This is a genomic window from Petralouisia muris (assembly GCF_004793545.1).
Classification (GTDB): domain Bacteria; phylum Bacillota; class Clostridia; order Lachnospirales; family Lachnospiraceae; genus Petralouisia; species Petralouisia muris.
In genome coordinates this window covers 37699-56496 of sequence record NZ_SRYA01000027.1, presented here as the reverse complement: position 1 = coordinate 56496, position 18798 = coordinate 37699, and the positions used below count along the sequence as shown (strand labels likewise).

Below are 18798 nucleotides of genomic sequence, written 5' to 3'. Positions count from 1 at the left end.
GAAATTTTATGCAGTTTAAGAGAACGGTCAGTTTTGTGCTGGCAATTCTGTTTGCGATGTCATTTGTGGCTGGAGGCTTTGGCGGGGAGACGTATGCGGCTCAGTTGGAAATTGACAGTCAGGCAGCGGACGCCAGGGAGAGCGGGAGATACTATTACAGCCAGCTTCCGGAGGAGGCAAAGGGGTTTTATGATGCGATGTATCAAATGTATACACAGGGAATATTTAAAACAGGAACCGGAGATTATGATCTTGTGGCAAACGGGCATCTGAACCAGTCGCAGCTTGAGGGTTATGCCAATGGAACTATGACGCTGCTGTCTTATATGGGCGCAGCCAGGGATGCTTTTTATGCAGATTATCCGGAGATTTTTTATGTGGATTTTTCATATCTGACCCTGCGGGTGACGCAAAAGGGCGCAGAGTACTGCGCATACCTGGGGCCGGGCAGAAGCGATAATTATTTTGTAAAAGGCTTTACAAGCCAGGAGGAAGTGGAAGCGGCGATTGCCGAATTTGACGCAAGGCTTAATGAGATTGCGGCAGGAGCCAGCAGTATTCCTGCTGAAGAGGGAAAAGATCCTGCGGTTCAAAAGGTTACATATATTCATGATGAGCTGATCCGGCATACTTCTTACCGGATGGAAAATTCTTGCGCGAAAGAAAATGTGGGTCATATCCGAACGGCATACGGCGCCTGGGTGAAGGGAGAAAGCCTGTGTGAAGGATATGCAAGGGCAATGAAGGCGGCTTTGGATCAGCTTGGTATTCAGTGTATTCTTGTCCAGGGAGGATTCCAGCGGACGTCTGATAAAACGGAGCCCCATATGTGGAATTATGTCCAACTGGATCATGTATGGTATGGCCTGGACGCCACGACAGATGATCCCATATCTCCCCTTCCGGGAGAAGGAGGCTTAGACGGCTTTGAACGGTCCGATTACCTGTTGGTGGGGAATGATACCATGAGCAGAAGGCATGTTCCGGATGGCGTCATGTCAGAAGCTAATTTTGAGTTCCAATACCCGGAGCTTGAGGGGCCGGACAGAATGTTTCAAGAAGTTGCCGATACAAATGGCCTGAAGGTAATGTTCAGCGAAGACGCCGTGGTGGGTGGCGTGGAAACCGGAGTGTATAAGGTAAGCTACAATGGCATGGGCGCCGCCAAATCCATAGAAAATGGCAAATATATTTTGATGCGCACTACCAAATATTATCCCAATACAAACCGTTGGGAATATGGTAATTGGGGCTATGTACTGCCGGATGTATATCAGTTCATGGATACGGAAACAGAAGCCACAATTTCCCTTGCAAGTGCAGAATATGTGGAGTTTGCTGTAACCAGTGAGGAGCCGGGGGACTATAAGGAAAATAGTGTGGAAGGGCTTAAGCGGCTGACGTTTCAGGGAGATCCGCTGCTGTTTGACGCATATACAGAGGTGCTGTATAATCCAAAAGGAACCTATACGCCGCCGCCGTATGTTAAGACGGCGGTTCCCTCCATGACTTCCAGAATAGGGATTGGGAAAACGTATAAGGTAACTGTGGAATTTGGTGAATCTCTGAAGCTTGCAGAGGGCGCCGCAGCGGCGGGGGTTGATGTTTCTGTCCTGCAGGAAAATACAAGTGCGTTGGATTATTGTAAAATTGAGAATTTTGTGTGGGATGGCGACAGTACTGTCAGTTTTGATTTTATGCCCAGTGAAATGTGGCTGGATGAAAAGGTAGATTATGTATTTTATGTAACCGGCCTGGTGGGGGTGGACAGTGAAAAGGTTCCGAAAAGCTTCAGCTACACTGCTTCCAGAAAAACGGCAGTCTGTGCCTTCCGTTCCCAGGGATATTACTTTAATTTTTTTGGAAGGCCGCAGCTTCTGGAGAATTCAGATCTTTCCAAGAAGAATTTTCAGGAATGGAAGACAGACGATAATGCCGCTGTAACGCCGGAGATGCTGACAGGCCTTACTCTTGTAGCAACAACTACCTCCAACGCAGAAACAGACATCATTAATAATAAGCTTGAAAGTGAGCTTGGAGGAAAGCTGAAAGGCAGCGAAACATATAACATCGATCTTCTGACCTGTAATAAAAATATTTTAACTGTCGGGTCGTCGGTGCGGCTGTCGGTTGGATTCCCGAAAGGCTATGGACCGGATGATGAGGGCGTTACGTTTAAAGCATATCATTTTAAGAGAGATAAAAACGGGCAAATTGAAGGCTTGGAGGAAGTGCCGTTAGTAGTGACACGGTATGGACTGGTGATTTTATGCAAATCTTTCAGTCCCTTTGCAATTGTAGCAGTGGAGGATGACGGGACAATGCCGAAAATATCCAAATCTGTTATCCTGTCGGCGACACAGGGAGGACAGATTGCAGGAGCGGAGGAAGGTATCCTCACGCTGGCGCAGAGTGAGGTTCGGGAACTGACCATCCAGGCGGATGAGGGGTATGTGATTGATTCTGTAGTATCAGGAGGAAAATACCAAGTAATTACAGACAACAAATCTATGACCATAAAGGCAGATTATAAGTCTTTGATAGACGGCGATATTATTGAAGCGCAGTTTGTGGCTGAGACAGTCCGCCAGAAGGAAACGGAACGCGGAGAAACTCCGGTTCTGCCGGCGCCGGTTCCTGCTGGGGTGGAACTTGGAGCAGACAGCATCACGGCAGAGGAGACAAAAGGTTTTGAGATAACGTCAAACATAACGGCGGCAGAGGGATTGGATTATACCTGTCAGTGGTATAAGGACGGCGAGCCGCTGGAAGGACAGACCAGGAACAAGCTTACGATTTTATCTGCGGTTAAGGAAGATGCGGGCAATTATACATTGATGGTTACTACAAGATCTGGCGTTGCTGGAACAGAAGCCCAGAGCGGCGTCTGCCGGGTGACTGTAGCGTCAGCGCCGGGAGATGGAGGGCCCCAGGTTACGCCGGCGCCGGAGGAACCGGATAAAAAAGAGGAGCCGGTGCAGAAGCCGGAAGAAGAGAAGCCGAATCTGAAGAAAGTGTCTGGTTTGACAATTTCTTCGGGAAAGACAGATCGGGTAAAGCTGAAGTGGAAAAAAGCTGCAGGGGCAGACGGCTATCAGGTGCTTCGGTACAATGCCTCCAAAAAGAAATTTGTAAAGGCTGCCAATGTCACGAAAACTTCTTACATAGATAAGAAAAGAACCGCAGGAAAGCCCTACCGTTATAAGGTCAGGGCCTATAAAAAGGTAAACGGCAAGACCTACTATGGGCCTTTGTCCAAGGAAGTTAAAATTATTGTGAAGCCTAAGGCTCCCACCAGGGTATCGGCGGTGCGTCTGACGGATACGTCTGTTCAGATTTGCTTTAATCCGGTGAAAAATGCATCTTCTTACCGCATTTATGAGTATAAAGAGAGTACTGGCAAGCAGGTGGCTTCTTTTAAGGTAACAGCCAAAAAGCTCTATAAATATAATAAGAAAACAAAGAAATGGGAGTATCTCAGTAAGGTTCAAAAAGGAAAGAGCGGCAGATATATCTGTGAGCTGACAGGGCTCAGTGCAGCGGATGCGAACCTAAGGTTCAGAGTAAAAACTACAGTGTCCAAGAAAGGTTATAAGGTTCGCTACAGTGTGGGAAGCAAATTGGTGAGTCTGGAATAGACGATACGCAGGAGCATACGCATTTGCTGGCAGATTCTTTTGGAAACAGCGAGAATCCGCTGGCAAATCATCTGGCTTACAGATACGCAGCAATTAAGGGAGGAAAGTTATGGGAACCAGAATGCAGAATCGGCTTTATGTACTGGGAATTATGCTGATTGCCTATGTTTTGTTCGCTTTTTTTGGAAATAATAAACGGGAAGAAAAGAATGTGCCGGTAGGGATGAAGCTTCTGGCAAGGCAGCCAGTCCAGCGTTATTTAATGTACGTCGCAGGCTGCAGCATGATTATTTTTAACGTGGTTGTTATTGTGACGGTAATTTTATATGGCGGGGAAATCTTTGTCATTGTTGTATCTAGCATTGTTTTTTTGGGTTGTGCCGGATTATTTTTTCTGTGTGGGCGTTATTGCTACACCAGCCATATTTTTTTTGGAGATGAGAGAATCATGATCGGACAGATGTTTGGCAAACCGGATATTTTGCTCTGGGAAGAGATTGGTAAGGTTGAGATGAAGAAAAACAGGATTAGGATTTGAGATAAAGGAGGCAATAAGAAAATAGACGCCTATGCAAATATGATAGGATTTGAGGAATTTCAGAATCTTGTAAAACATAAGTGTGCAAATCAAGTTTAAAAAAGGAGAGATGAGAGTTATGAAGATGTTGCAGCAGGAGTTATGCAGCAAGATTCTTGCAGGGAATCTGCAGCTGTACGGAGATCACATGGCAGGTGAGTACAAAGGTTTTTATATTATGATAGAACCAGGAAACGGCCAGTATATTATAACGGTGGCCGCCCACCTGCCGGAAGCGGACAATAATGACAGCGTAAAAGATTTTCTGCGGGATCTGCAGAGGGAAAAGGAGCAGATTAGCGGATACCAGACAGAGAAATATATGGTAAAATTTTCCGTTCAGATTGAGAAAAAAGAAAAAGATATTGCGGCAGTGGTAAACAGTGCAGTAGAACCGCTGGTTACATACCTGTCAGTGAATCATTACATATCAGGATGCCGGAATTGCGGAAAAACAGTTTCTCTGGCAAATCGGCATAAGGTTTCGGATGGTTATTGTTTTTTATGCAGTGAGTGTGCTAGTGCAAGAGTGCCGGAACCGGATTTTCAGGGAAATGGGCAAAATGCATTTTTCACAGAAATATCTCAGGAAAAGAGCAATGCAGTGCCGGGATTTTTTGGGGCGCTTTTTGGTTCTCTGGTGGGCGGAGCCCTTTGGGTGCTGTTTTTCCGGCTTGGGATTATTGCCGGGCTTGCAGGAGCGGTGGCGGCAATCTGTGCAGCCTGGGGCTATAAGAAGCTGGGGAGATGCATGGACCGGAAAGGAATGGTTATCACTTTGCTTATAACGGCTTTTATAATTTATCTGGCAAACCGTATTGCCTGGTCCTGGGAGATTTATGATCTGATGCATGAGAACGGGTTCGGATTTATGGATATCTTTGTGGAGCTGGATGATTTTTTGGCTTTTTCGGGAAGCTGGCAGTATTACAGAACACTGCTGGTAGGCTATGTTTTGACAGTGCTCTGCATGTTCCGGACTAAGAGACGGTAGACGATGCTCTGGATAATGCTTTCTCAAACTGCAATTTATAGGCATGAAATTGCAGATGTGGCTTAATTATTCAACTAAAAAATTACATAGTGCGGCATGTAATATAGGCGGAATCAGAATAACTACATTTATATAAAATTTATGAAAAATGCTTAATTATCAAAAATATATTGATAGTTAAGCATTTTTAAATGGTTTTTGACAATGGATTTAATGGATGCATTTTATTTTCGAATAATGCAGGCGGTGCGGCTGTTGGGATGCGGCTTCCTGCTCCTTTACTTTGGCGTTCAATATCTTAGGACGCAAAACAGGCTGAGGTATGCCGTTCCAATCCGTGGGAACAGCCATATTGACCACTGGCTGGATGGCGTCACAATGTTTCGGAAAGTAACAGTGATGCAAAGCGACAGGATTCGGGCGCCAGTGGCCGCAGGGCTGTGGAAGCCCAAAATTATCCTTCCGAAACATATGGATTACCATAACGGACGATATTTGGATTTTGTGCTGGAACATGAGCTGGTGCATTTTGCAGAAAATCAAAATGATATGGGTTCGGCAAGCTTTAGTAATTTTAGTAAAAATCCACTGGAAGAAAGGATTGTGTTGATTATGAAGAGAAAGACAATTGGATTAACGTCATGCGCCGCTGCCGCTGTAATTGTAGTTGGAACGGCGGCGGTATTTATGATTTCTCCCAGAGGAGTTCTGGCAGAAGATGAAAGCTTTGATACGGCAGCGGTACAAGGAGAAGATAAAGGTTACGATACGGTGGCGGTGCAGGAGGAAGATGAACGCTATAATACGATAGTGGTGCAGAGGGAAGATGGATATGCGGAAGAAAGACAGAGCGATTTTTTTGTTCCTGCCGGGGTGCAGGCGCAGGAACCATATGCAGTCATAGGAAATCTAGTGAGAATCTTTGAGGATGAAACAGATTCCTATTTGTCCTTAAAAAAATAAGTTTAATTTTTGTAACCTTATTCTATTTTTTACGATTCTATAGAATAGAAGCTCCCAAATGGCGAAAATAGTGAAAACTTGTTGGCAAATCATTTCGCTCACGGGTATAAAAAACAAGAAAGAGAATTTGGAGGTTAATATGAAAAAAATCAAACAATATTTAGTGGCTTTTATTTTGGCGGCTGTTTTCATCGGAACAGCAGCATATCCAAAGGATGTGTACGCCAAATGGGAAATGCCTGAAGGGGCAGCGCTTGAACCCATTGTTTTTGGTAAGGTTACTACCCAAACGGATAAGGTGCGGGTATATGTTTATGACAATACCACATTAAAAATAACGAGCGATGCAGAAACTATTTTTCAGAAAACATATAAGTGCGAAGGGAAGAAGACGGTCAGGCTGCCGTTGCAAAAAGCCCATGTAAAGTTGAAATTTACCCTGACTACAAAAGATGGAGTTGTGGGTCCTGCCATTGTAAAAACTGTGAAGGATGATGGCATGATTTCTAAAAAGGCGGTCAGCGCTTCGCTGAAAAAGCCTATTGTTGCCGGAAACATTACGGATAAATCTACTTCAGTAAAAGTGTATGCCAAAAAGGGAGACACACTCTATATCCAGAATGGTGCGAAAATATTAAAAAAGGTCAAGTATCGAAAAAGCGGATACCAGAAATGTCCCATTATAAAACAGAAAGCAGAAACGAAACTTACATTTTATACCGCAAACAAAACGGATAGAAGCGCCTATGTGATAAAAGAGGTAAAAGATGTCACTCCTCCCAAGAAACCAAAGGTATCCTTTCCGTTTGATAATGACTACAGTTGGATTGATGTGGAAGGGGAAATAGGCTGCGATGTCTATGTAAGACAAAACAGCAAGAAGAAAATAGGAAAATGGAAATACATGGGTACATTGGATGGAATGAATCTTGGCTTCCATGTGGATGACTTGCCGAATATTACGTCTATTAATGTGGGAGACACATTTTCTATCCGTCTTGTGGATGATGCGGGAAATAAAAGTGAAATAGCAACCACAGAAGAAGCGAAAGGAGATTGGCATCCTATCGTAGAGGGGAGAGAAATGAAAAGAAACACATTGTCATTGGAAACACTGGAGTGGCTGGAGTGGTATGAGGGACTGTCAGATGAAGAAAAAGATGCGGTAAGCTATGAGCCTTCTGAACTTTCAGAAAACATAATGACACGTTCAGATTCAACGGATACAGTAGACGCCAATCCTTGAATCAGAGGAAGAAAAATGTTGTAAGAATACTTTTCTCGGGATTATCATAAATAGTAACAAGGAAGATAAACCGGGAGCAGTGGATGAAAAAAAGAATTGAAGTGATAATGGCGGTAGTGCTGTTGGTGGGCGCTTACTTCTTTGCAAGGGAAGGGGCCCATATGGTAGAAAATATGAGGGCGCAGAAAGGGGAAATCTGTATTGTTGTGGACGCCGGTCACGGAGGCGATGATCCCGGCAAAATCGGCGTCAACAAGGAAAAAGAAAAAGACATCAACTTGAAAATTGCCAGGAAGCTTCAGAAATTGCTGGAAAAAGAAGGAATTAAAATCGTTATGACGAGAACCGATGAAGGCGGGCTATACCAGCAGTCGTCCAATAACAAGAAGGTGGAAGACATGCGCAAACGCTGTGAAATAATAACAGAAGCCAAGCCGGTATTTACCGTGAGTATCCATCAGAACAGCTATCCGGAGGAATCAGTAAAAGGGGCGCAGGTATTCTATTACGGCCAGTCCCAGGAAGGGAAGAAGCTGGCGGAGACGCTGCAAAAAGCCATGGTTGAACAGTTAGATCCCGAGAATCACCGTCAGGCGAAAGCAAATGAAAGCTATTTTCTGCTAAAAAAGACTCCCAGCCCTACGGTTATCGTGGAATGTGGGTTTTTGAGCAATTCCCAGGAGGCGGCGCTTCTGGCCACAGAAGAATATCAGCAGAAGGTGGCGGAAGCAGTGAAGGCGGGGATTCTGGAATATCTGGGCCGGGGCGCTGATGCGGCAGGAACTGCAGAGCAGCAGGACGAAACAAGGACGGAATCGTCAGAACAGCAGCAGGATGAAGACAATTCCAGTGGGGCCAGTCAGCAGCAGGACGAAACGGAAGAGGAATCATCAGAACAGCAGCAGGATGAAGACAATTCATTTGGCAAATAAGCATGCTCTTGCGTATCATACAGAGCCGGAAATCTGTTTTCAGGATTTCCGGCTCTTGTTTTATTCTATTCTTTGCATAAGGGAATCCATCGGCGGAAACGGCCATTCCTATTCTTTAGAAAGCATTCATATGACTTATGTGGAGACGGCAGAGGCAGGATTATCAGCCGGAAGATCCAAGGATGCAAAAACTGGCACACGGCTTACTGTTTCCTGAGTTAAGACAGGCGCCATGGCTTTCCAGGAATCGAAATTACAGGATACAGCAGAGATCCTATATCTAGTGGTTGCGAAGATTGCATGATTATGGGATAATAAGCTGTAGAGAGCAAGAGCGGCGGGCCCAAACTGGAACAGAGAGAAACGCCCGGCAGCAGGAAACGGAATGAAAAGCAGGACAGCGATGGAAAAGAGCTGGACGTTGCCAATAGGAAATAAAAAGCAGGTAAATACCATGGAAACAGCAATTGTAAGCATTACAGATGACAGACAAGGCAAAGAAGCAATCAGGGAAAAGATTCATGCGGCAGGGCAGATCATAAGGCAGGGCGGCCTGGTGGCATTTCCCACAGAGACGGTGTATGGATTGGGGGCCGACGCCCTGAATCCTCTGGCGTCTGGAAGGATTTACGAGGCCAAGGGCCGTCCTTCGGACAATCCTCTGATTATACATATTTCTAATATGGAAGATTTGGAAAAGATAGTGAGAAAAGTGCCTGAACAAGCAAGGAAGCTGGCAGAAAAATTCTGGCCCGGGCCTTTGACCATGATTTTTGAGAAAAGCGGCATAGTTCCTCTGGAAACCACAGGAGGGCTTCAGACGGTGGCAGTGCGTATGCCGAACCATCCGGCAGCCCTGCTTCTGATCCGATCCGGCGGCGGATATGTAGCCGCTCCCAGCGCAAACGCCTCAGGAAAGCCGAGCCCTACCCGGGCGGAACATGTGGCGGAGGATATGAAGGGAAAGATTCCCATGATTCTGGACGGCGGCCCTGTAGGAATTGGCATTGAATCTACCATTGTGGATTTCTCAGAAGAGATTCCCATGATTTTAAGGCCAGGCTGTATCACGGCAAAGATGATACAGGAGGTAATCGGGGAAGTCAGAATGGACCCTGGCCTTGCTGCAGAGAACCCAGAGGCCCCTCCGAAGGCGCCGGGGATGAAGTACCGGCATTATGCGCCAAAGGCAGACTTGATTCTGGTGGCGGGTTCTAAGGAAAAGGTACAGGAAAAAATCAATGAGCTGGCAGAAAAAGCTGCCAAAGAGGGCAAATCTGTGGGCGTTATCGGAACAGAAGAGACGAAAGACGGATACCAGTACGGAACGGTGAAAAGCATCGGCACCAGGAAGGATGCGGCGTCTATCGCCCGGCATTTGTATGGTATTTTGAGGGAATTTGATCAGCTGGATGTGGAAATCATATATTCAGAGAGTTTTTCTGAATCAGGAATCGGACAGGCAATTAAAAACCGTATGCTGAAAGCAGCGGGGCATCAGATGATAGAAGTGTAAACAGGAAGGTGACGGATATGAAAAGATACAGAAAAATTATTTTTGTATGTGACAGCGGAACGGCACGTGCACCTATGGCAGAAGCTATCATGAAGGAATATATCATTAAATACCCGGTGGAAATAGAGAGCAGGGGGCTTGTGGTGCTTTTTCCGGAGCCGCTGAATCAGAAAACAGAGGCTGTGTTAATCAGCAATGGAATTAATGCAGAAAATCAGATGTCAAAACAGCTTACAGCAGAAGATTTGCAGTCAGAGCACCTGATCATTGCTATGGAGACTGCCCAGAAACAGAAGATTCTGGAGGAATATCAGGATAGCCTGGAAGCAGATGTGGAGGTGCTGACGGATTTAACTGGAGATGAGCTGGAGATTTTAAATCCCTACGGCGGAAGCCTTCAGTCTTACGGTCTCTGCTATGAGACATTAAATAAGACCATTAAAAAATTGGTAAATCTGATAAACGAAGGAAGGAATGAGTGAGGTAAATGGCAAAAGTAATGATTATGGAGCATCCCTTGATTCAGCACAAAATTGGATGGATACGGAAAAGCGATACAGGTTCCAGAGATTTTCGGGAAATGGTGGGAGAAATCGCTATGCTGATGTGCTATGAGGCCACAAGGAATCTGGAATTGGAGGATATTGAGATCGAGACGCCTATCTGCGCCACTACGGTAAAAGGATTAAAAGGGAAGAAGCTGGCGGTGGTTCCGATCCTGCGGGCCGGCCTTGGGATGGTGGACGGAATGCTGGCAATGATTCCTGCGGCAAAGGTGGGGCATATTGGATTGTACCGGGACCCAAAGACATTAGAACCAGTGGAATATTACTGTAAGCTTCCGGAGGACTGTTCCGAGCGGGAGGTGTTTGTAGTAGATCCAATGCTTGCCACAGGCGGTTCTGCTGTGGCAGCCATTCAGATGCTGAAGGATAAAGGCGTGAGAAATATACACTTCCTCTGCATTATTGCTGCTCCGGAAGGGTTGGAAGCCATGAAAGCGGCCCATCCGGATGTGGATATTTATATTGGCGCCCTGGATGAAAAACTCAATGATCATGGGTATATTGTGCCGGGCCTTGGAGACGCCGGGGATCGGATTTTCGGTACCAAATAAGCAGATGAAATTTATGTGCGGAACCAAATGCTGCACACAAGATAAATCAGTCAAGATGAAACAGAATTTCCAGTAAAAAGGAGAGAGATAAAATTGAGCGGTAAAAGACAGGATTATCTTACCTGGGATGAATATTTTATGGGAGTTGCAATGTTATCTGCCATGCGCTCCAAAGATCCAGGAACACAGGTTGGAGCCTGCATTGTCAGCCCGGATAATAAGATTTTGTCTATGGGCTACAATGGATTTCCCATAGGATGTTCGGATGATGAATTCCCCTGGAACCGGGAAGGGGAGCCTTTGGACAATAAGTATTTGTATACAACTCACAGTGAATTGAATGCAATTTTGAATTACAGGGGCGGCAGCCTGGAAGGGGCGAAGCTGTATGTATCCCTGTTCCCCTGCAATGAATGTGCGAAGGCGATTATCCAGTCGGGCATTCAAACGGTGGTGTATGACAGTGACAAATATAAGGATACCCCTTCTGTCATTGCTTCTAAACGGATGCTGGATGCGGCAGGGGTGCGGTATTATCAGTATACCCATACGGAGCGGGAAGTAAAGTTGGTACTATAATTTGGGCGGGGAAAATTCACAGACTTTCTGCAAAAATGTACAACAAAGAAAATTGTGTCAGGCAGAGAAATCCTAAATACCATTCAGTGCTTGGGATTTCTCTGTTTTTTTCTATCTTAATTTTAAAATTACGAAAAATAAAAGAAAGGAATAGACATTTGGGCAGAAAATAGATATAATAATTTCATGTGGTGGAAATTATTATATGATGTGGAGGTGCCGTGTGAGATACAAAAGAAGCGTATATCGTTCTTTGGCTTTAATTACGCAGTTTGGAATTAACATGCTGGTGCCTATTTTTTTATGCGTGATGGCAGGCGTTTATCTCGGAAAGAAATTTGAGATAAACTGGATTACAATTCCCCTGTTTGCCATGGGAGCGCTGGCGGGGTTCCGCAATATTTTCATTATGGCAAAGAAGATTTATTCTGATGAGACGCCTTCCAGGCATGCTTCTGTGTCTGGAAAGCAGAATAGTCATGATAAAATCTCTTCCCGGCATTCTGATATGTCCGGGCTGCATCAATGGGACAGGGAAAAGGATACGGTTCATGTTAAGAAGAATTAATCAGGCTCTTCCGGAATTGCTGGCAGGGATTGTGCTGTACGGAGTGATGTTACAGGTAATCGGCATTTGGTTTGTGAGTGACAAGGAGCAATATTCCATAGGTCTTTGGGCCGGCGTTTTTCTGGCAATGGGAATGGCGGTAAATATGGCAATTGTTATTTTTGATACAGTAGAAGAGATGGCAGAGGGCAGGTCTTCCAGAAGGGCTTCCCTGTATGCAGCCTTGCGGTATCTGGCAGTTGTATTGGCATTTGGGATTGTAGGGTACTTTAAGCTGGGCAATGTAATTGTTATGTTTGCGGGCGTAATGGGTTTGAAAGTTTCTGCCTATTTACAGCCCCTGACACATAAATTTTTAGCAGCTATACAAAAAAAGTGTCTTCATGGGAAAGATTAAAAGAGGTGATAGAGTTAGAAAATATTGTAAATTGTTAAAAAATGATTGAAGGAGGTGAGAGAGTGCAGAGCTCAATTTTACTGTCTTCCGGTGCAGATATAGATATTATGGTGCACGGATTGTTTTCTTACGAGCTGTTTGGGCATACATTCTGGATTACTACAACCCATGTAAGTCTTCTGATTGTTATGGCGATACTGATTGGATTTTCTGTTGCAGCCAATCGTGCCATGAAACATGCGTCAGAGGTTCCGGGGGGATTTCAGAATGTGGTGGAGCTGATTGTGGAGAAATTGGATGGTATGGTCCGGGGCGTTATGGGGAAGAGCGGCAGCAGGTTTGTAAATTACGTGGGTACGATATTTATATTTATTTTGATATCCAATCTTTCCGGCCTGTTTGGATTAAGGCCGCCCACAGCCGATTACGGCGTGACATTTCCGCTGGCGTTGCTGAGTTTTATTCTGATTCATTTTAATCAGTTTAAATACCAGTCGCCCAAAGAGATATGGACCGATATGTGTTCCCCGCTTCCGCCATGGCTGCCCATTTGGTTCCCCATCAACCTGATCAGTGAGATCGCTGTTCCGATTTCATTGTCTCTGCGTTTGTTTGCAAACGTATTGTCAGGAACCATTATTATGGCATTGATTTATGCCTTATTGTCAAAAGTCGCCTACTTCTGGCCTGGCGCACTGCATGCATATTTTGATGTGTTCTCAGGATGTATCCAGACCTATGTGTTCTGTATGCTGACTATGACATACATCAGCAATGCAATTGGAGAGGAAGAATAGAGATGACAGTGTAATATCAGGTAACATCCGGAGTTATTCCGGTCAATAAAAATTAAGAGTTATATTTATGTAAGAAAGAAAACTCAAGGAGGAAAAATTTTATGGATAACATTACAGGAGCAGAATTAATCAGAGCTTGTTCAGCAATCGGCGCAGGTCTTGCGGTTATCGCAGGTATCGGACCTGGTATTGGACAGGGTATCGCAGCAGGACATGCTGCATCCGCAGTAGGAAGAAATCCGGGAGCAAAATCAGACATTACTTCTACGATGCTTTTAGGCCAGGCAGTAGCAGAGACAACGGGTCTGTATGGTTTGCTGGTAGCAATCCTTCTGATGTTTGTGCAGCCATTAAAATAAGGGTATCCCTTTATGTGCAAAATGATGCACAAATCAGAGGAAGCGCCCTTCGGGCATACCTCTATGTGCAAAAGCAGCACAAATTAAATGAAAGGAGGACAGGCCTTGGAACAGTTATTTGGCTTAAATCCGCAGCTCTTGCATGATACGGTTCTTTCGATTCTTGCCATTTTGTTTCTGTTCACACTGATGTCTTATCTGCTGTTTAATCCGGCAAAGAAGATGTTAAAGGACAGGCAGGAACGGATTAAGAATGATATTGATACTGCCAGAAAAGACAGGGAAGAAGCTGCTGCTGTCAAAGCAGAGTATGATGCGAAAATCAAAGGAATCGAGAAAGAAGCTGAGGAAATCTTAAGTGAGGCCCGCCAGAAAGCCCTGAAAAATGAAAGCAGGATTGTAGATGAGGCGAAGGAAGAAGCTGTCCGCATCATTAAACGCGCCAACGAAGAAGCATTGTTGGAGAAGAAACGTATTATGGATGAGGCTAAGCAGGAAATGATCGCCATAGCATCAATGATGGCAGGCAAGGTAGTGACAGCCTCCATTGATACATCCATTCAGGATGCGCTGGTGGAGGAAACATTGAAGGAAATAGGTGAAAGTACATGGCAAAGCTAGTATCCAAAACTTATGGGGATGCACTGTTTGAGCTTGCTGTGGAATCTGGTCAGGTGGATGAAATGTTGGAAGAAGCAAGAAGCATACAGCAGATTCTTCAAAAAGACAACGAGCTTTCCAAACTGATGAATCACCCGAAAATCGTAAAAGAAGAAAAAATAGAGATTCTGGAACAGATTTTTAAAAGCAGGGTCCGTGATGAAATTACGGGGATTATGCGTATGCTTGTTTCTAAGGGTCACTATGGTGAAATGGAATCTGTATTCACATATTTCATTGACCAGGTAAAGGAATATAAAAATATTGGCACTGCTTATGTGACTGCGCCGATGCCGCTTACAGACAGTCAGAAAGAGCAGATAAAGCATAAGTTGCAGGAAACCACCAGATATGTAGAATTTGAGATGCATTATGATGTGGATGAAAGTTTAATCGGCGGCATGGTAATTCGGATTGGAGACAGGGTGGTTGACAGCAGTGTGAAGAACAAATTGCAGAGCCTTACCAGGGAATTATCAAAAATACAGTTGAAAGTAGGTGAATGCGCTCCATGAATTTAAAACCGGAGGAAATTAGTTCAGTTATAAAAGAGCAGGTGAAACGGTATGCGGCGCAGCTTGAAGTATCGGATGTGGGTACAGTTATTCAGGTGGCAGACGGCATTGCCCGTATTCACGGTCTTGAAAACGCCATGCAGGGCGAATTATTGGAATTTCCCGGAGAAGTCTATGGAATGGTGTTGAACCTGGAAGAAGATAATGTTGGAGCCGTATTATTAGGCGACCAGAAAAATATCAATGAAGGGGATACCGTTAAGACTACGGGAAGAGTGGTTGAGGTTCCGGTTGGCGACGCCATGACCGGACGCGTGGTCAATGCGCTGGGACAGCCCATTGACGGCAAGGGACCAATTGAAACAACAAAGTTCAGACAGATTGAAAGAGTTGCGTCCGGCGTTATCTCAAGAAAATCTGTAGATACGCCGTTACAGACTGGTATTAAGGCAATTGACTCTATGGTGCCAATCGGAAGAGGGCAGCGTGAGTTGATTATCGGAGACCGTCAGACCGGTAAAACAGCAATTGCGGTGGATACCATTATTAATCAGAAGGGACAGGGCGTGAAATGTATTTACGTTGCCATCGGCCAGAAGGCTTCTACCGTTGCAACTATTGTAAAGACATTTGAAGAGTTTGGCGCTATGGATTACACCACAGTAGTAGCTTCTACTGCCAGCGAGCTTGCACCGCTGCAGTATATTGCGCCTTATGCCGGATGTGCCATTGGAGAAGAGTGGATGGAAAATGGAGAGGATGTATTGGTTGTTTATGATGATTTAAGTAAGCATGCAACCGCATACCGCACCCTTTCCCTGCTTCTGCGCCGTCCTCCAGGACGTGAGGCTTATCCCGGCGACGTATTTTACCTTCATTCCAGACTTCTGGAACGTGCAGCAAGATTATCTGAGAAATTAGGCGGCGGTTCCTTAACGGCTTTGCCGATTATAGAGACCCAGGCGGGAGACGTTTCTGCGTATATTCCTACCAATGTAATCTCTATTACAGACGGTCAGATTTATCTGGAAACAGAGATGTTTAATGCAGGTTTCCGTCCGGCAATCAATGCCGGACTGTCCGTATCCCGGGTAGGCGGTTCTGCACAGATTAAGGCAATGAAGAAGATTGCAGCGCCCATTCGTGTGGAGCTGGCGCAGTTCCGTGAGCTGGCAGCCTTTGCGCAGTTCGGATCTGAGCTGGATGCAGATACCACAGAGAAGCTGGCGCAGGGAGAAAGAATCCGTGAAATGCTAAAGCAGCCTCAGTATAAGCCGATGCCGGTAGAATATCAGGTTATGATTATCTATGCAGCGACCAAGAAATATCTTCTGGACGTTCCGGTAGAGGATATCCTTCGTTTTGAAGGAGAGCTGTTTGAATTTGTAGATACCAAATATCCTGAGATTCCCGAGGCAATCCGCAAGGATAAGGAAATTAAAGAAGAAACTGAGAGCAAGCTTGTGAAGGCAATTGAGGAATGCAAAGCGCAATTTAAGTAAGACGGGTGGTGAATGTTTATGGCGTCCATGAGGGACATCAAAAGAAGAAAAGGCAGCATACAAAGTACGCAGCAAATCACAAAAGCCATGAAGCTGGTTTCCACCGTTAAACTGCAAAAGGCCAAAAGCCGTGCGGAGCAGTCCAATCCATACTTTAACTATATGTATCAGACGGTAACCTCAATGCTGGCCCGTTCCGGGAACATGAATCATCCTTATTTACAAGCTGGAAGTTCTCCCAAAAAAGCAGTTATAACTATTGCTTCTAATCGGGGACTTGCCGGTGGGTACAATTCCAACATTGTGAAGCTTGTCACAGACAGCGGAATTACAAAGGAAGAAGCCCGGATTTATATTATCGGCCGTAAGGCGCGAGAATCCCTGGAAAGAAAAGGGTATGAGGTTACAGCAGATTATTCGGATGTCATCGAAGCTCCCACATATGGGGATGCTGATTTGATCTGTAAGGAAGTATTAGAGGCGTTTACCAAAGGGGAAATCGGAGAAATCTATCTTGCTTACACTCATTTTAAGAATACAGTAAGCCATGAGCCTACCTTGATGAAGCTGCTTCCTATAGAATTTGATGAAGCGGAGCTGAAAGAGACGGACAGCAATGTGCTGATGAATTATGAACCCAATGAGGAAGAGGCGCTGGATCTGATTATTCCGAAATATATGACAAGCCTGTTCTACGGTGCGCTGGTGGAAGCGGTTGCCAGTGAAAACGGAGCCAGAATGCAGGCTATGGATTCCGCAACCAGCAATGCAGAGGAAATGATTAGTGATTTGACACTGAAATATAACAGAGCGCGTCAGGGCTCAATTACACAGGAGCTGACAGAAATTATTGCCGGCGCCGAAGCCATCTCATAGAAATGTCTCACATTTCTACGAGATGAGGTTATTCTTTCATAGGTTTTATACCTTGCTGTTTGCAGCAGCCTGAAAGAAGAAACCAGGATAGATGATTTGAAGACAGCCTGACAGAGCGTCAGACTGAACTTCAGTCAGTGATTAACAATTTAAGGAGTGAAATTATGGCAGATAAGAATATAGGTAAAATCACTCAGATTATTGGCGCTGTTTTGGATATTAAGTTTTCCGAAGGCAGTCTGCCGGAAATCAATGAAGCAATCAACATTTCGCTGGAAGGCGGAAAACGTCTGGTTGTGGAGGTTTCCCAGCATCTGGGTGATGATACGGTAAGGTGTATTGCCATGGGTTCTACGGACGGATTGGTCCGGGGGATGGACGCCGAAGCAACCGGTGCATCCATCACCGTTCCGGTGGGAGAGCAGACATTGGGACGTATGTTCAATGTATTAGGAGATCCCATTGATGAAATCGATCCTCCCCAAAATGTAGAATACATGCCGATTCACAGAAAAGCTCCAACCTTTGAGGAACAGGCAACCTCTACGGAAATGTTGGAGACCGGTATCAAAGTCGTTGACCTGCTCTGCCCTTATCAGAAGGGTGGTAAAATCGGTCTGTTCGGCGGCGCCGGAGTAGGAAAAACCGTGTTGATTCAGGAATTAATCCATAACATTGCCACAGAGCATGACGGATATTCCGTATTTACCGGTGTAGGGGAACGTACCCGTGAAGGAAATGACCTTTACTATGAAATGAAAGAATCAGGAGTTATTGATAAAACCTGTATGGTGTTCGGACAGATGAATGAGCCTCCCGGGGCGCGTATGCGTGTGGGACTGACAGGGCTTACCATGGCAGAGTATTTCCGTGACAAGGGCGGAAAGGATGTACTGTTGTTTATCGACAACATTTTCCGTTTCACTCAGGCAGGTTCTGAGGTATCTGCGCTGTTGGGACGTATGCCCTCCGCCGTAGGTTATCAGCCTACGCTGCAGACAGAAATGGGCGCTTTGCAGGAGCGTATTACTTCTACAAAGAACGGCTCCATCACATCCGTACAGGCTGTGTATGTTCCGGCGGACGACTTAACTGACCCGGCTCCGGCAACTACATTTGCCCATCTGGATGCTACCACAACTTTGTCCCGTTCTATTGCAGAGTTAGGTATTTATCCAGCGGTAGACCCGTTGGATTCCACTTCCCGTATTCTGGATCCCCGTGTGGTAGGAGAAGAGCACTTTGAAGTGGCCCGGGGTGTGCAGGAGATTCTTCAGAAGTACAAAGAACTGCAGGATATTATCGCTATTCTTGGTATGGATGAATTGTCTGAGGATGATAAGCTGGTGGTAAACCGTGCAAGAAAGGTACAGAGATTTTTGTCTCAGCCATTCTTTGTGGCAACCCAGTTTACCGGGGTGGATGGAAAATATGTACCCATCGCAGAGACCCTGAGAGGCTTTAAAGAAATCCTGGAAGGCAAGCATGATGATGTTCCGGAAAGTTATTTCCTGAATGCCGGATCGATTGATGAAGTTCGCGCCCGCATGAAGTAGGGGGTG

20 protein-coding genes are annotated in these 18798 nt (G+C 45.3%); all 20 read left to right on the top strand.

From position 1 onward, the window contains the following. Window positions 1-8: 8 nt before the first annotated feature. A complete protein-coding gene (locus tag E5329_RS14270) occupies window positions 9-3638 on the top strand; it encodes a transglutaminase domain-containing protein (protein WP_135990187.1) in 3630 nt (1209 codons plus the stop codon). Between the two features lie 109 nt (window positions 3639-3747). Next, entirely contained in the window at window positions 3748-4176 is a 429-nt protein-coding gene (locus tag E5329_RS14265; protein WP_135990186.1) for a hypothetical protein, read from the top strand. A 118-nt stretch (window positions 4177-4294) separates the two neighbouring features. Continuing rightward, the gene (locus tag E5329_RS14260) at window positions 4295-5209 is read left to right on the top strand and encodes a hypothetical protein (RefSeq protein ID WP_135990185.1); all 915 of its coding nucleotides are present in this window, start codon (window positions 4295-4297) and stop codon (window positions 5207-5209) included. A gap of 204 nt (window positions 5210-5413) precedes the next feature. Continuing rightward, window positions 5414-6172 (top strand): M56 family metallopeptidase, encoded by a 759-nt coding sequence (locus tag E5329_RS14255; RefSeq protein WP_135990184.1) that lies wholly within the window; start codon window positions 5414-5416, stop codon window positions 6170-6172. A 139-nt stretch (window positions 6173-6311) separates the two neighbouring features. Further along, window positions 6312-7418 carry a hypothetical protein gene (locus E5329_RS14250; RefSeq protein WP_135990183.1) on the top strand — a complete coding sequence of 369 codons (1107 nt, stop codon included), beginning with the start codon at window positions 6312-6314 and terminating at the stop codon, window positions 7416-7418. A gap of 83 nt (window positions 7419-7501) precedes the next feature. Beyond that, window positions 7502-8350 carry an N-acetylmuramoyl-L-alanine amidase gene (locus tag E5329_RS14245; RefSeq protein WP_135990182.1) on the top strand — a complete coding sequence of 283 codons (849 nt, stop codon included), beginning with the start codon at window positions 7502-7504 and terminating at the stop codon, window positions 8348-8350. Beyond that, window positions 8340-8567 (top strand): hypothetical protein, encoded by a 228-nt coding sequence (locus tag E5329_RS14240; RefSeq protein ID WP_135990181.1) that lies wholly within the window; start codon window positions 8340-8342, stop codon window positions 8565-8567. The genes E5329_RS14245 and E5329_RS14240 overlap by 11 nt, the downstream gene beginning before the upstream one ends. A gap of 237 nt (window positions 8568-8804) precedes the next feature. Then, window positions 8805-9866, top strand: coding sequence for an L-threonylcarbamoyladenylate synthase (locus E5329_RS14235; protein WP_135990200.1), 1062 nt, complete (start codon window positions 8805-8807; stop codon window positions 9864-9866). A 17-nt stretch (window positions 9867-9883) separates the two neighbouring features. Then, window positions 9884-10348: an arsenate reductase/protein-tyrosine-phosphatase family protein gene (locus tag E5329_RS14230; protein ID WP_135990180.1), complete on the top strand. Its 465-nt coding sequence runs from the start codon at window positions 9884-9886 to the stop codon at window positions 10346-10348. Between the two features lie 5 nt (window positions 10349-10353). Then, window positions 10354-10983, top strand: a complete 630-nt coding sequence (upp, locus tag E5329_RS14225; RefSeq protein ID WP_135990179.1) for a uracil phosphoribosyltransferase — start codon at window positions 10354-10356, stop codon at window positions 10981-10983. A 93-nt stretch (window positions 10984-11076) separates the two neighbouring features. After that, window positions 11077-11562, top strand: a complete 486-nt coding sequence (locus E5329_RS14220) for a deoxycytidylate deaminase (protein WP_135990178.1) — start codon at window positions 11077-11079, stop codon at window positions 11560-11562. A gap of 223 nt (window positions 11563-11785) precedes the next feature. After that, a complete protein-coding gene (locus E5329_RS31745) occupies window positions 11786-12130 on the top strand; it encodes an AtpZ/AtpI family protein (RefSeq protein ID WP_135990177.1) in 345 nt (114 codons plus the stop codon). After that, window positions 12114-12527, top strand: a complete 414-nt coding sequence (locus tag E5329_RS14210; protein WP_135990176.1) for a hypothetical protein — start codon at window positions 12114-12116, stop codon at window positions 12525-12527. The genes E5329_RS31745 and E5329_RS14210 overlap by 17 nt, the downstream gene beginning before the upstream one ends. 41 nt (window positions 12528-12568) lie before the next feature. After that, window positions 12569-13324, top strand: coding sequence for a F0F1 ATP synthase subunit A (gene atpB, locus E5329_RS14205; protein WP_135990175.1), 756 nt, complete (start codon window positions 12569-12571; stop codon window positions 13322-13324). 101 nt (window positions 13325-13425) lie between these two features. Next, entirely contained in the window at window positions 13426-13683 is a 258-nt protein-coding gene (gene atpE / locus E5329_RS14200; RefSeq protein ID WP_016213229.1) for an ATP synthase F0 subunit C, read from the top strand. 105 nt (window positions 13684-13788) lie between these two features. Continuing rightward, window positions 13789-14304, top strand: coding sequence for a F0F1 ATP synthase subunit B (atpF, locus tag E5329_RS14195; protein ID WP_135990174.1), 516 nt, complete (start codon window positions 13789-13791; stop codon window positions 14302-14304). Continuing rightward, on the top strand, window positions 14292-14858 hold the full coding sequence (atpH, locus tag E5329_RS14190) for an ATP synthase F1 subunit delta (RefSeq protein ID WP_135990173.1): 567 nt from the start codon (window positions 14292-14294) through the stop codon (window positions 14856-14858). Before atpF ends, atpH begins: the two co-directional genes overlap by 13 nt. Then, a complete protein-coding gene (gene atpA, locus E5329_RS14185; RefSeq protein WP_135990172.1) occupies window positions 14855-16360 on the top strand; it encodes a F0F1 ATP synthase subunit alpha in 1506 nt (501 codons plus the stop codon). Before atpH ends, atpA begins: the two co-directional genes overlap by 4 nt. Window positions 16361-16378: 18 nt before the next feature. Further along, the gene (gene atpG / locus E5329_RS14180; RefSeq protein WP_135990171.1) at window positions 16379-17236 is read left to right on the top strand and encodes an ATP synthase F1 subunit gamma; all 858 of its coding nucleotides are present in this window, start codon (window positions 16379-16381) and stop codon (window positions 17234-17236) included. Window positions 17237-17400: 164 nt separating this feature from the next. Further along, a complete protein-coding gene (gene atpD, locus E5329_RS14175; RefSeq protein ID WP_135990170.1) occupies window positions 17401-18792 on the top strand; it encodes a F0F1 ATP synthase subunit beta in 1392 nt (463 codons plus the stop codon). Window positions 18793-18798: the final 6 nt, after the last annotated feature.